General features: G+C 70.8%; 11 protein-coding genes. 8 read left to right on the top strand and 3 right to left on the bottom strand.

Going from position 1 to position 13,032, the window contains the following annotated elements; genetic code table 11:
• Nucleotides 1-25: 25 nt before the first annotated feature.
• The 6 genes from KDB89_RS04035 (at nucleotide 26) to KDB89_RS04060 (ending at nucleotide 6,518) form a co-directional block, all read left to right on the top strand.
• A complete protein-coding gene (locus KDB89_RS04035) occupies nucleotides 26-1,588 on the top strand; it encodes an ABC transporter ATP-binding protein (RefSeq protein WP_255556192.1) in 1,563 nt (520 codons plus the stop codon).
• Nucleotides 1,581-2,762: an ABC transporter permease gene (locus KDB89_RS04040; protein ID WP_219083584.1), complete on the top strand. Its 1,182-nt coding sequence runs from the start codon at nucleotides 1,581-1,583 to the stop codon at nucleotides 2,760-2,762. Before KDB89_RS04035 ends, KDB89_RS04040 begins: the two co-directional genes overlap by 8 nt.
• Nucleotides 2,759-4,054, top strand: a complete 1,296-nt coding sequence (locus KDB89_RS04045) for an ABC transporter permease (RefSeq protein WP_219083585.1) — start codon at nucleotides 2,759-2,761, stop codon at nucleotides 4,052-4,054. The genes KDB89_RS04040 and KDB89_RS04045 overlap by 4 nt, the downstream gene beginning before the upstream one ends.
• A gap of 1 nt (nucleotide 4,055) precedes the next feature.
• Nucleotides 4,056-4,460: a cytidine deaminase gene (locus tag KDB89_RS04050; protein WP_219083586.1), complete on the top strand. Its 405-nt coding sequence runs from the start codon at nucleotides 4,056-4,058 to the stop codon at nucleotides 4,458-4,460.
• An 11-nt stretch (nucleotides 4,461-4,471) separates the two neighbouring features.
• On the top strand, nucleotides 4,472-5,545 hold the full coding sequence (locus tag KDB89_RS04055; RefSeq protein WP_219083587.1) for an adenosine deaminase: 1,074 nt from the start codon (nucleotides 4,472-4,474) through the stop codon (nucleotides 5,543-5,545).
• Between the two features lie 67 nt (nucleotides 5,546-5,612).
• A complete protein-coding gene (locus tag KDB89_RS04060; protein WP_219083588.1) occupies nucleotides 5,613-6,518 on the top strand; it encodes a GNAT family N-acetyltransferase in 906 nt (301 codons plus the stop codon).
• A gap of 58 nt (nucleotides 6,519-6,576) precedes the next feature.
• Here the strand turns inward: KDB89_RS04060 and KDB89_RS04065 are convergent, their stop codons facing one another.
• Complete coding sequence (locus KDB89_RS04065) at nucleotides 6,577-8,847, bottom strand: excinuclease ABC subunit UvrA (RefSeq protein ID WP_219083589.1); 2,271 nt, start codon at nucleotides 8,845-8,847, stop codon at nucleotides 6,577-6,579.
• 38 nt (nucleotides 8,848-8,885) lie between these two features.
• Nucleotides 8,886-9,356, bottom strand: coding sequence for a peptide-methionine (S)-S-oxide reductase (locus tag KDB89_RS04070; RefSeq protein ID WP_219083590.1), 471 nt, complete (start codon nucleotides 9,354-9,356; stop codon nucleotides 8,886-8,888).
• A 61-nt stretch (nucleotides 9,357-9,417) separates the two neighbouring features.
• Here KDB89_RS04070 and KDB89_RS04075 point away from each other — a divergent pair, with 61 nt between their 5' ends.
• Nucleotides 9,418-10,266: a ribonuclease H family protein gene (locus tag KDB89_RS04075; RefSeq protein ID WP_219083591.1), complete on the top strand. Its 849-nt coding sequence runs from the start codon at nucleotides 9,418-9,420 to the stop codon at nucleotides 10,264-10,266.
• A 263-nt stretch (nucleotides 10,267-10,529) separates the two neighbouring features.
• On the opposite strand, the gene KDB89_RS04080 is transcribed toward KDB89_RS04075, so the two are convergent.
• On the bottom strand, nucleotides 10,530-10,910 hold the full coding sequence (locus KDB89_RS04080) for a YchJ family protein (RefSeq protein WP_219083592.1): 381 nt from the start codon (nucleotides 10,908-10,910) through the stop codon (nucleotides 10,530-10,532).
• A gap of 277 nt (nucleotides 10,911-11,187) precedes the next feature.
• Between KDB89_RS04080 and KDB89_RS04085 the strand changes: the two genes are divergently transcribed.
• Complete coding sequence (locus tag KDB89_RS04085; protein WP_219083593.1) at nucleotides 11,188-13,005, top strand: hypothetical protein; 1,818 nt, start codon at nucleotides 11,188-11,190, stop codon at nucleotides 13,003-13,005.
• Nucleotides 13,006-13,032: the final 27 nt, after the last annotated feature.

A 13,032-nucleotide genomic window follows, 5' to 3' on the forward strand; every position in this document is an offset into this window, starting at 1 on the left:
CCCCACCGTCGAGGAGGAGTCCACAGTGACCGCCCCCACCATCAAGGCGCCCGTCGCGCCCGTGCTGTCGCTGAGCGGCATCACGAAGAGATTCGGGTCGTTGACCGCCAACGACTCGATCAGCATCGACATCACGCCAGGGAAGATCCACTGCCTCCTCGGCGAGAACGGCGCAGGCAAGTCGACGCTCATGAACATCCTGTTCGGGCTCCTTGCCCCCGACGATGGGGAGATCCGGCTCGGGGAGCGGCAGCTGAGCCTCACCAACCCCAAGCAGGCCATGGCCGCGGGCATCGGCATGGTGCACCAGCACTTCATGCTCATCCCCGTCTTCACGGTGGCCGAGAACATGGTGCTCGGTCACGAGCCCGGCCCCGGCGGGCTGCTCGACCTCAACTCGGCCAGGAAACGTGTCCGCGAGCTGAGCGAGCGTTACAGGCTCGAAGTCGACCCCGACGCCCTCGTCGAGGACCTCCCCGTGGGCATCCAGCAGCGGGTCGAGATCCTCAAGGCGCTGGCCAACGATGCGACGTACCTGATCTTCGACGAGCCAACGGCGGTCCTGACCCCCCAGGAGATCGACGAGCTGATGGAGGTCATGCGCTCGCTGCGCGACGAGGGCCGCGCCATCGTCTTCATCACCCACAAGCTCCGCGAGGTCCGCGAGGTCGCCGACGAGATCACGGTGATCCGCCGGGGCAAGGTCGTCGGCGAGGCGCTGCCCAGCGCGTCGCAGGCCGAGCTTGCCTCCATGATGGTGGGCCGCAGCGTCTCGCTGCAGGTCGCGAAGGAGAAGGCCACCCCCGGCGAGCCACGCCTCGTGATCGAGGACCTCACCGTCGCCTCGCCGTCGGGCCAGGTGGCCGTCGACCAGCTCGACCTGACCGTCCGTGGCGGCGAGATCGTCTGCATCGCCGGCGTGCAGGGCAACGGCCAGACGGAGCTGGCGGAGACGCTGCTCGGCACCATGACGCCGCTGAGCGGCACGATCACGCTCGACGGGGACGACATCACCCGTCAGAGCCCCGCGAAGACCCTCAAGGCCGGGCTCGGCTACGTGCCGGAGGACCGGCACCGCGACGGCTTCGTCGGCGAGTTCTCCATCGCCGAGAACCTGGTCCTCGACAACCTCGACGAGTACTCGAATCGCGGCTCCCTGCAGCTCGGCCGGATCGCGGACAACGCCCGCGCCCGGATCGAGGAGTTCGACATCCGCGCCGGGTCCCACACCCAGCCCGTCAACTCCCTGTCCGGCGGCAACCAGCAGAAGGTCGTGCTCGCGCGCGAGCTGTCGCGGCCGCTGTCGCTGCTGCTCGCTAGCCAGCCGACCCGCGGCGTCGACGTCGGGGCCATCGAGTTCCTGCACTCGCGCATCGTGTCCGAGCGCGACAAGGGCACCGCCGTCCTGATCGTCTCGACCGAGCTCGAGGAGGTCGAGTCGCTGGCCGACCGCATCGCCGTGATGTACCGCGGACGCATCGTCGGTGTCGTCGACTCCGACACGCCCCGGGACGTGCTCGGCCTCATGATGGCCGGCATCAGCTACGAGGAAGCCCTCGCCACCATCAAGGAGTCAACCCATGAGTGACAAGGTCTCCACGCGCCCCGCGTGGCTGCAGACGACGATCATCACCGTCGCCTCGCTGCTGCTGGCCTTCGTCCTCGGCGCCATCATCATGGTGTTCGCCGATGCCGAGGTGGCCCAGAAGTGGACCTACTTCTTCGCCCAGCCGGGGGCCGCGCTCAGCGCGTCGTGGGAGAAGATCTCGCTGACGTTCTACGCCATGTGGGTCGGCTCGATGGGCAGCATCACCGCCATCACGAACACCACGGCGGAGGCGGCACCCCTGATCGCGGGTGGCCTCTCGGTCGCGATCGCGTTCCGGGCGGGCCTGTTCAACATCGGCGCGCAGGGCCAGGCGATGGTCGGCGCGCTGCTGGCCGCCTACCTCGGCTTCACGATCAAGGGCCTGCCGCTCATCGCGCACCTGCCGCTCGTCATCGTCATGGGCATGGTCGGCGGCGCCGTCTGGGGCGGCATCGTCGGCGTCATCAAGGCGCGCACCGGCGCGCACGAGGTGATCCTGACGATCATGATGAACTACATCGCGACGTCGCTGCTGGCCTACCTGATGCTGCAGAAGGCGTTCCAGGCGCCCGGCCGCAACGACCCGATCTCGCCCATCCTCGAGTGGAGCGCCACGCTGCCGCGCATCGCCGGCACCCGCCTGCACCTCGGGTTCGGGCTCGTGCTCATCGCTGCGCTGTTCACCTGGTGGCTCATCGAGCGCACCAAGTTCGGCGTGCACCTCAAGGCCGTCGGCCTCAACCCCGACGCGGCCGCCGTGGCCGGCGCCTCCGTCCAGCGCGTCACGATGATCACGATGGCGCTCGCGGGCGCCATGGCGGGCCTGGCCGGCACGATCCAGGTCACGGCGCCCGAACTCCTGACGGGCACCCCGACGCAGATGACGGGCACCGTCATCGGCACGCTGGGCTTCGACGCCATCACGGTGGCGCTGCTCGGCCGCTCCCGTCCGGTGGGCGTCGTGCTCGCCGGCCTGCTCTTCGGCGCGCTCAAGGCGTCTCGCCGCACCATGATCACCATGGCCGGCACCCCCGACAAGCTGACCGACCTGATCCAGGCACTGATCGTGCTGTTCGTCGCCGCGCCCGCGTTCGTGGTGTGGCTGCTGCCGTTCCTGAAGGAACGCAGGGTCAGTGCCGCGAATCCCCCCGCTGCGAAGGTGGCCGAAGCATGAGCACCGAGACGATCATCCCCACCGTCGGCGACGTGAAGGTCGTCGAGTCGCCCGAGAAGCGCTCCCAGCGCATCTCGATCGGAGTGCTGGTCACGCTGCTCGGCGCCGTCCTGCTCGTGCTGGCCTTCACCGTGCACAAGCCGGGACAGATCGCGCTGTCCGACGCGTTCGCCGAGGTGCAGCTGCCCACCCTGTCGCTCCCGGGCACTCCGACGGTGCTCATCAGCGCGCTCCTGACGCTCGGCGCCGGCATCGGCTACCTGACCGGCAGGGTGTCGGGCCGCTGGCGCACGGTGGCCGCGCTCGTCGCGGGCCTCGGCGTCGTCGTCGGGTTCATCGTGTGGGCGGCGGCCAGCTCCGACCTTGCCTTCACGCTCACCAGCCAGCTGAACCTGACGCTCGAGTACTCCACACCGCTCTTCTTCGGCGTGCTCGGCGGCGTGCTGGCCGAGCGGGCCGGCGTGGTCAACATCGCCATCGAGGGCCAGTTCCTGATGGCCGCGTTCGCCGCGTCCCTGACCTACTCGATGACCCAGTCCTTCGTCGCTGCCCTGGTCGCGGCCGCGCTCGCCAGCGCGGCCATGTCGGCCCTGCTGGCCGTGTTCGCGCTGAAGTACTTCGTCGACCACGTGATCATCGGCGTCGTCGTCAACGTGCTCGCGGCCGGCCTCACCGGCTTCATCTACCAGCAGCTGATCGCGCCCGACCCCGCCACGTACGGCTCGGTCTCGCCGATGCAGCCCGTCGCGATCCCCGGCCTCGAAGCCATCCCGTTCCTCGGGCCGATCATCTTCACGCTGCGGCCGCTCACCTACCTGGCCTTCGTCGCCGTGCCGCTCGTCTGGTTCATCCTCTACCGCACCAAGTGGGGCCTGAGGGTCCGCTCGGTCGGCGAGCACCCGCACGCGGCCGACACCGTAGGCATCAACGTCGTGCGGACGAAGTTCCTGTCCGTCACGCTCGGCGGCATCTTCGCCGGGCTGGGCGGCGCCTACTTCACCATCGGCTCGGTCGGCGCCTTCCAGGACAACAACCCGACGGCCGGCTACGGCTACATCGCGCTCGCCGCGGTGATCATGGGCCGCTGGAACCCGATCTACGGCGCCTTCGTCGCGCTGTTCTTCGGCTTCGCCCGCGCATTGGCCCAGACGACCAAGCCGATGTCACTGCCCATCCCCAGCGACTTCATCGAGATGCTCCCGTACCTCGCCACCATCATCGCCGTCGCGGGCCTGGTCGGACGCGTCCGGCCCCCGGCTGCCGACGGCGACCACTTCGTGAAGAGCCACTGACATGACAGAGACGGACATCGACTGGCCCGCGCTGCGGGCCGCCGCGATCGAGGTCGCGGCCAAGGCCTACGCGCCCTACTCCGGGTACCCGGTGGGCGCGGCGGCGCTGGTCGACGACGGCCGCGTCGTCGTGGGCTGCAACGTGGAGAACGCCGCCTACGGCGTGGTGCTGTGTGCCGAGTGCGGGCTGGTCAGCTCGCTCGTCGCGGGCGGCGGCGGCCGGCTGGTCGCGTTCACGTGCGTCAACCGCGACGGCGACGTCATCATGCCGTGCGGCCGCTGCCGCCAGCTGCTCAACGAGCACGGCGGGCCGACGCTGCGGATGGTGACCCCGAAGGGTCTCCTCACGCTCGACGACGTGCTGCCCCAGGCCTTCGGGCCGTCGGACCTGGACGCCGTCAGGTGAAGGAGGCAACCATGCTGACCATCGACCACCTGCGCAGCCTCCCGAAGGTGGCGCTGCACGACCACCTCGACGGCGGTCTGCGCCCCGCCACGGTGCTCGAGCTGTGCTCGGAGGCCGGGCACGACCTGCCGGCCGGGACGCCCGAGGAGCTGGGGGAGTGGTTCTTCCAGGCCGCGGACTCCGGCTCGCTCGTGCGCTACCTGGAGACGTTCGCGCACACCGTCGCCGCGATGCAGAGCTACGACAACCTCGTCCGGGTCGCGCGCGAGTTCGTGCTCGACCAGGCCGCCGACGGCGTCGTGTATGCCGAGGCGCGGTGGGCGCCCGAGCAGCACCTCGCGGGCGGGCTGACGCTGCACGAGGCGGTCGAGGCGGTCCGCGACGGGCTGGCAGACGGCATGGCGGAGGCCGCGGGCGAGGGGAGGCCGATCATCGCGCGGCAGCTCCTGACGTCGATGCGGCACGCGACCCCCTCCCTCGACATCGCCGAGCTGGCCGTCGAGTTCCGGGACGACTCGGTCGCCGGGTTCGACATCGCCGGCGCCGAGGAGGGCTTCCCGCCCGGCCGTTTCCTGGAGGCCTTCCAGTTCCTGAAGCGCAGCAACATGTTCTTCACCATCCACGCGGGCGAGGCCTACGGGCTGCCGTCAATCTGGGAGGCCGTGCAGGTCTGCGGCGCCGACCGGCTCGGTCACGGCGTCCGGATCGTGGAGGACATCACGGTCGAGGACGGGGTGGCGCGGCTCGGCCGGCTCGCGGCCTACGTCCGCGACGCGCAGATCCCGCTCGAGGTGTCCCCGTCGTCGAACCTGCAGACCGGCATCGCGGCGACGCTCGCCGAGCACCCGGTCGAGTTGCTGAAGGACCTCGGCTTCAACGTGACGATCAACTGCGACAACCGGCTGATGAGCGCCACGACGATGTCGCGGGAGTTCGCCCGGCTGGTCGAGACGCACCACTGGGACCTCGACGACGTCGAGGCGTGCACCGTGCGCGCCATGCGGGCCGCGTTCTGGCATCACGACCAACGGGAGGCCATGATCCGGGAGGTCATCAGCCCCGCGTACGCGGCTGCGCGCGCCTGATCGTCCGGAGGATGACCCGCGGGAGGCCGCGTGGGGAGCTGCGGCGCCGGTGGTGCACTATTTCCCCATGAACAGGCCGCTGATCGTGGATGCCCCGACCTCCGAGTCGCAGCGCGTGTCGCTGCGTTGGGAGTCGACCGACGGCTCGAGCGACGTGGTCGGGCACGTCATCGCGGCCAACACCGACTGGGTGGTCGTGCTGCCGCAGGACCGACCCGCCGTCTGGGTCCCGCAGGCCGAGGCACGCAACCTCCGACGGGTGCCCGAGCGCACGGTCCTGCCCACGTCGTCGGCCGACAGCCTCCAGCGCATCCTGGACCGGACCTGGCCCGGGACGCGGCGGGCCAGGCTCGGCGGCTGGATACTGCGCGACGGCCCGGACGACTCGTTCCGCGCCAACTCGGTGCTGGCGTCGGGCGATCCCGGGGTCGAGTTCTCCGAGGCGCTCCGGTTGGCCCGCGAATGGCAGGGCGGGCCGGTGCGGCTCCAGGTGGTGATCGGCTCCGACGCGCAGGCGCGCGGCCGGGCCGCGGGGATGAAGCTCAGCAAGCTGACGAGGACCATGACGCTCGCCATCGACGACCGGTGGGCTGTCGAGACGCCCGACGCCGCCATCGACGACGCGCCGAATGAGGCGTGGCTCGAGCTGTGGGACCACCGCGGCAACGACGCGCGCGTCGCAGAGATGACGGCGGCGCCGGCCACGTACCTCCGGCTGGGGGACCACGCCATCGGGCGCATCGCCTACTTCGGTGGCTGGGGCGTCCTGACGGATGTCGAGGTCGCCCGCGCGGCGCGCGGCCGGGGGCTCGGCCGCGACGTCACCAACGCCCTGATCGCGCACGCCGCGCGCGCCGGGGTGCGGTTCCTCGCGCTGCTGGTCGAGCAGACCAACAACATCGCCGTCGCGCTGTACGAGTCCCTCGGCTTCACCGAACACCACCGCTACGGCTACCTGTCCGAGCGGGCATGACGAGTCAGAGGCTCCGCCGCAGCACGGTGAGATCCCGTTCCGGGCGGCCGCGTCCGGATCAGGCCAGGTAGGCGGCCAGGTGCCGGCCGGTGAGCGTGTCGGCGGCCGCAAGTTCGGCGGGAGTGCCCTCGAACACGACCAGGCCACCGTCGTGGCCGGCGCCGGGGCCGACGTCGATGATGTGGTCGGCGTGCGCCATGACGGGCAGTGAGTGCTCGATCACGATGACGGTGTTGCCCTCGTCGACCAGGGTGTCGAGCATGACGAGCATGGCCTCGATGTCGGCCATGTGCAGGCCGGTGGTCGGCTCGTCGAGCACGTAGCTGCCCGGCCCCTCGCCCAGCTGGATGGCGAGCTTGACGCGCTGCCGCTCGCCGCCGGACAGCGTCGACAGCGGCTGGCCGAGCCGCAGGTACCCGAGCCCCACCGACAGCAGCCGCGACAGGATGCGGCCGGGGTTGCCGGCGTGGAAGACCTGCGCCGCGTCGGCGACGGGAAGCTGCAGCACCTCGGAGATGTTCAGCCCATGCAGCGTGTAGCGCAGGACCTCGTCGGTGAAGCGGCGGCCCTCGCACACCTCGCAGGTGCGGGAGACGCCGGCCAGCTGCCCGAGGTCGGTGTAGACGATGCCGAGGCCCTTGCAGTTGGGGCAGGCGCCAGCCGAGTTGGCGCTGAAGAGGGCGGGCTTGACCTTGTTGGCCTTGGCGAAGGCGGCGCGGATCGGGTCGAGGAGGCCGGTGTAGGTGGCCGGGTTGGAGCGGATGGAGCCGCGGATGGGGCTCTGATCGACCACGCGCAGCGTGCCCGCGCCGGACATCGAGCCGTCGGCGATCGACCCGTGGATCAGGCTCGACTTGCCGGATCCCGCCACGCCGGTGATCACGGTCAGCACGCCCAGCGGGATGTCGACGTCGACGCCGCGCAGGTTGTGCGTCGTGGCGCCGCGGATCTCCAGCGCGCCGGTGGGCGTGCGCAGCGGCGTGCGGCGGACGTGCCGGGTGGAGAGGTGGTCGCCCGTGATGGTGCCGGAGGCGCGGAGCCCGTCGACGTCGCCCGTGAACATCACCCGGCCGCCCTGCGCGCCCGCGCCGGGGCCGATGTCGACGATGTGGTCCGCGCGCTCGATGACCTGCGGCTTGTGCTCGACGACCAGGACCGTGTTGCCCTTGTCGCGGAGCCGCTGCAGGAGGTCGACCATCCTGTCTATGTCGTGGGGGTGCAGGCCGACCGTCGGCTCGTCGAAGACGTAGGTGACGTCGCTGAGCGCCGAGCCCAGGTGACGCACCATCTTGACGCGCTGCGCCTCGCCGCCCGACAGCGTGCCCGACTCGCGGTCCAACGACAGGTATCCGAGGCCGACCTCGGCCAGCGAGCCGAGCAGGTCGACCAGGGATGCGATCACCGGCGCGACGTCGACGCTCGTGGCGGAGTCGCGGAGCCGCTCGGCCCAGGCACGCAGGTCCGTGATCTGCCAGCCGAGCGCCTCCGGGAGCGTGACGCCGTCGATCTGCGCGGTCCTGGCGGGCTCGTTGAGGCGGGTGCCACCGCACTCCGGGCACTCGCGGAAGGTGGCGATCCGCTCGGCGAACTCCTTGATGTGCTTCTGGCCCGGCTCCTTGTCAGGGGCCAGGAACATGCGCCGGATGCGCGGGATGAGGCCCTCGTAGGTCATGTTGATGCCGGAGACGTGGATCTTGGTGGGTTCCTGGTACATGAAGGTCCGCCACTGGTCCGCGGAGAAGTCCCTCAGCGGCAGGTCGGGGTCGAGGTCCGGGTGCTCCGCGTAGCCCTTCCAGTACCACGTGCCGACGCCGAAGTTGGGGGCCGTGATGGCCCCCTCCGACAGGGAGAGGTCGGTGTCGACGATCAGCGACTCGTCGATCGCAGAGACGCGGCCGGTGCCCTCGCAGCCGGGGCACATGCCCTGCGGCGTGTTGAAGGAGAAGTGGTAGCTCGGCCCTACCTCGGGGGTGCCGAGGCGGGACCAGAGCAGGCGCATCAGGTTGTTGACATCGGTGGCGGTCCCGACGGTGGAGCGGGCGTTCGCGCCCATCCGCTCCTGGTCGACGACGATGGCAGCCGACAGGTTCTCCAGCGCGTCGACATCGGGTCGCGCGGGGCTGGCCATGAGCGACTGCACGAAGGCGGGGTACGTCTCGTTGATCAGCCGCTGCGACTCCGCGGCGATCGTGCCGAACACCAGGGAGCTCTTGCCCGAGCCGGAGACGCCGGTGAAGACCGTCAGCTGCCGCTTGGGGATTGCCACGTCGATGCCGCGGAGGTTGTTGACCCGCGCGCCGCGGACCCGGATCTCGTCGTGCGATTGCATTGGGACAGTCTGGCACGGCCGTCGGACAGTCCCTGGGGTCAGGCGTACCGCGCCAGCACCTCGGCCGGGAGGTGGCAGTAGTCGTCGGGGCAGCGCTCCAGCCGGTCCTGGTGCTCGTCGGCGCTGCGGACGTAGTTCGTCAGCGGGGTGACCTCCACCGCGATCCGGTCGCGGTCCGGGCGGGCGTCGATGGCGGCGCGCGCCTCGGCCAGGTGGCGTGGGTCCTCGCTGTAGATGCCTGTGCGGTAGCGCGGACCGACGTCGTCGCCCTGCCGGTTCACGCTGTACGGGTCGATGATCTCGAACAGATGCCCGACCAGCGCGGCGACCGTGACACGTGCCGGGTCGAAGACGGTGCGCACGCACTCGGCGAACCCGTCGTACTCGCCGCCGCGTGCGGCGGACGTGCCGTTGGCGCGCCCCGCCTCCGTGGCGACCACGCCGGGCAGGGTGCGCACGAACGCCTGGACGCCCCACAGGCAGCCGCCCGCGAGATAGATGGTCTCCATGTGTCCCCTCCCAGCCCGGCCAATCTAGCCCCGCGGGCGCGCGCCGGTATTGTCGGGGGCTGTGATCATTGCCGCAGCTGACGGATCCTCCCTGTCCAACCCCGGCCCCGCGGGCTGGGCCTGGTACGTCTCCGACGACATCTGGGCCGCCGGTGGCTGGGACCACGGCACCAACAACATGGGCGAGCTGATGGCGGTGCTCGACCTGCTCCAGTCCACGGCGCACGTCGATGAGCCGCTGCGCATCCTGTGTGACTCGCAGTACGTCATCAACTCGCTGACGAAGTGGCTGCCCGGTTGGAAGCGGCGCGGCTGGAAGAAGGGCGACGGCAAGCCGGTCCAGAACGTCGAGTTGATGAAGGCGCTCGACGTGGCGTTGAAGGGTCGCGAGGTCGAGTTCGAGTGGGTCAAGGGCCACGCCGGGCACGCCATGAACGAGGCGGCCGACGAGCGGGCCCGGGCGGCGGCCACCGCCTTCCAGCAGGGCCGAGAGGCGGAGACCGGTCCGGGCTTCCCCGCGTCGCTGCCCGGTCGCGGGGCTGCGGAGTTCACCGTCGGGCAGGTCGACGAGCAGCCGGACCTCTTCGGGGACGGGCCGGCCGAGGATGCCCCGAAGCCGGTGCCCGGCTCGGCCGGACCCCGGCAGAAGGCGGCGCTGATCCGCGCCACCCGGAGCCTGTTCGACGCCTCGTCCACGGCGCGACTGCACCCCGACTTCGTCACGCACACCGCGTCGGGGGAGTCCCGCGCGCTGCCGTGGGCGGAGCCCGTCGACGCCGAGCTGCTGTCCGTGGACTCGCTGGGGTCCGAGGGCGGGCTCGTCCGGGCCAGGGTGGCCGGCGGCCTCGTCGCGCTGGTATGGGTCGAGCTCCCCGGCGCCTGGGGCCTCCGCTTCGCCGCCATCTCCTGAAGCCCTCCCCTGCGATGTGGAGGTGAAACAGTGGCTGAGGAATCACCGTTCATTGCGCGTTCGATCATGCACTCAGCTGAGACGCTGGCAGCGATGCGGGATATCGCCAAACAGGTGAGTCCTTAGAGGGGGCCATCTTCGGGTATTGGAGCCTGCGCGGCGAACGTCCACCACACCCGTCTGGTCACTGAGTCTCTATTGAGGTCCCGGCCTTGAGGCCGATGGCGAGTTGCCCGAATCCACTTCGTGCACTGTCGTAGGCCTCAGAACTGGGCGCCGTCGACGTAGTACCAGCGGCCGCCCTCAAGCGTGAAGCGGCTGCGCTCCCGCATGGTGCCCTCCCCGTCGGACGACGAGAAGGAGGCGGCGAACGTGACCGTCCCCGCCCGGTCCCACGCCTTTCCCGCCTCGGTGCCGAGGATCTCCAGACCGGTCCACGTCGTCGCCGGATCCAGGTCGAGGTCCGCGGGGCGCGTCGCGGGATGCCAGGTGACCAGCAGGTAGTCGGGCAGCCCGAGCGCGAACGCGGAGTACCGGGACCGCATGAGTGCGACGGCGGTCGGCGCCGGGCGCCCCGCGTGGAAGCGTCCGCAGCACGCCACGTATGCGCGGCCTGAGCCGCAGGGGCAGTCGGGAGTGTCCATGACCGCGGAGTCTAGGCCCTTCGTCGGCTTCATCCACGGGCGTGGGGCCCGGCGCCTTGCCGTGAGTCGATCCGGCCCGAACGAGATCTGAGAAGATCAGAAACGCAGGGCATCAGGATCGCGAAATAGGCGTCGCATCTTTGGGTGATGGTCGGCCGAGAGCCGCAGTTCCCCTCGGCGATGATTCTCTGGAATCGTGGTGAAGAAACCGCAGCGAGTTATCCACACGTCACGCAGTCAATCTTTTTTTGTCGGTGGGGGTGCGTAGCCTTGTTATATGGACGAAGCGATTGCACTGGAGGCAGCCGAGGGGCTGCGCTGGTGCGCGCGCGCCGAGCGGGAGGTCCGGGCGCGGCGCGTCGCCTGGCTGTGCCAGCTGGCCGAGTCCTATCACGTGAACCAGGACGATGTGGTCGAGGCGCTCGTCGACGCTGAGCGCCGGATCGGCGGGTCCGGGACGCCGGCGGTGTCCCAGTTCCTCGGCCTCGAGGTCGGGCCGCTGATGGGCTGTTCCGAGGCATCCGCGCTTGCGGCGCTGGCGAACGCGCTGGACCTGAAGTACCGCCACGCGGAGCTGTACGCGGCCGTGATGGGCCTCGAGGTGGAGGCCTTCCGGGCGCTGGCTTTCGCCAGGAAGTGCCGCCCTCTGTCCGAGGCGGCGGCCGCCGAGGTCACGCGGCGCTGGCTGCGCTGGCAGTCCCGCTACGCCAGCCTCGCCGGGGCGCTGGAGCTCGCCGAGCGGATCATGATCGAGGTCGACGCCGAGTGGGCGGCCGAGCAGGAGCGCCTCGCGCGGGAGTCGCGCGGAGTGTGGCTGTGGGGCACGCAGGACGGCGTCACCAACCTGACGGGCCGGCTCGACGTGCTCGACGGACGCTTCCTCGACGCCCAGGTGGCGCGGATCGCCGAGCTCATCTCGCCCAGCCTGCCACACCTGAACCGGGACCAGCTGCGGGCCAGGGCCACCGGCATCCTCGCCCATCCCGCCTACGCGCTGCGGCTCCTGCAGGAGGCGGCGCAGCAGCCTCTGATCGATGACGCGCCGCCCGAGGGGATCGCCGTCCTCCAGCTCGTGCCCGACCCCGGGGGCCCGGTAGCGGCGCCAGGGCCTGCGGAGGATCCCGGGTGGATCGGGGTCCTCGACGGCGTGCCGGAGACGGTTCTTCCGATGGACCCCGACGCCCGTGAAGCGTGGGCGCCACCACCGGAGACGCCGGAGGGTGTGCGGAAGGCCGCAGCAGAGCGGGCACGTGGGCGAGGTCCGATCGAGGAACCGCCGCCCGAGTGGGATCCAGGCAGCGAGCCGGAGCGCGGCTGGGAGCCCGACCCTCCGGAACCCGGCTGGACCCGACGACCCGCCCACTTCCGACCCGTCTCCGCCGAGGAGCCTCCATGCCCACCGGAGCCGGCGGGGTGGAGTGCGCCCTGTGACGGTTCTCCCCGGGGATCGTGCGGTGAAGGTGCCCACGACCCCCTGTGCGGACGGATCGTCACGCCCGCAGCCCGGCTGCGCCCGGAACTCGGGATCGCCGTGCACATCCACGCCGACGCGCTGGGTGGGCTCACCGGCGCTGCCAGGATCGAGCGGGCGGGGCATATCACCACCGCGCTGCTCGGTGAGCTGCTGCGCGAGGGGCTGACCGGGGACGGCCTTCGGGTCAGGGTCCAGCCGGTGATCGACCTGCCCGAACTCCCCGCCGAGGACGGCTACGTGCCGAGCCGCCGGATGCGCACCGCGATCCAGCTGGCCATGCCCACCGACATGTTCCCCTACAGCCGCCGCTCGTCGAGGAACCTCGACATCGACCACACCATCTCATTCGACGCCTGCGGAGGACCCGGGCAGACCCGGCTCGGCAACCTGCTGCCCGCCTCCCGGCGGCCCCACCGCGGCAAGACCGCCGAGCTGTGGGGCCTGACGCAGCCGGAGACAGGCGTCGCCGAGTGGACCAGCCCGTTGGGCTACCGGTACCGCGTGACCCGCGACGGGTCCGGCTGCGGGAACCCGACCACGCCGCTCGGCCGCCTCGAGGCGACCGACGGGCCGGACCGGCCTGGCGAGGCAGACGGGCCCGGCGAGGCACTCAGCGCGTAGCCGTTCCTCGCCCTCCATGCGCGGGAG

It is taken from the genome of Tessaracoccus palaemonis, from assembly GCF_019316905.1.
GTDB classification, from domain to species: domain Bacteria; phylum Actinomycetota; class Actinomycetes; order Propionibacteriales; family Propionibacteriaceae; genus Arachnia; species Arachnia palaemonis.

Bases quoted from the DNA above. Each gene is read 5' to 3' on its own strand.
- KDB89_RS04040 (WP_219083584.1), top strand. From the start codon at position 1,581: ATGAGTGACAAGGTCTCCACGCGCCCCGCGTGGCTGCAGACGACGATC.
- KDB89_RS04045 (WP_219083585.1), top strand. From the start codon at position 2,759: ATGAGCACCGAGACGATCATCCCCACCGTCGGCGACGTGAAGGTCGTC.
- KDB89_RS04050 (WP_219083586.1), top strand. From the start codon at position 4,056: ATGACAGAGACGGACATCGACTGGCCCGCGCTGCGGGCCGCCGCGATC.
- KDB89_RS04055 (WP_219083587.1), top strand. From the start codon at position 4,472: ATGCTGACCATCGACCACCTGCGCAGCCTCCCGAAGGTGGCGCTGCAC.
- KDB89_RS04060 (WP_219083588.1), top strand. From the start codon at position 5,613: ATGAACAGGCCGCTGATCGTGGATGCCCCGACCTCCGAGTCGCAGCGC.
- KDB89_RS04065 (WP_219083589.1), bottom strand. From the start codon at position 8,847: ATGCAATCGCACGACGAGATCCGGGTCCGCGGCGCGCGGGTCAACAAC.
- KDB89_RS04070 (WP_219083590.1), bottom strand. From the start codon at position 9,356: ATGGAGACCATCTATCTCGCGGGCGGCTGCCTGTGGGGCGTCCAGGCG.
- KDB89_RS04080 (WP_219083592.1), bottom strand. From the start codon at position 10,910: ATGGACACTCCCGACTGCCCCTGCGGCTCAGGCCGCGCATACGTGGCG.
- KDB89_RS04085 (WP_219083593.1), top strand. From the start codon at position 11,188: ATGGACGAAGCGATTGCACTGGAGGCAGCCGAGGGGCTGCGCTGGTGC.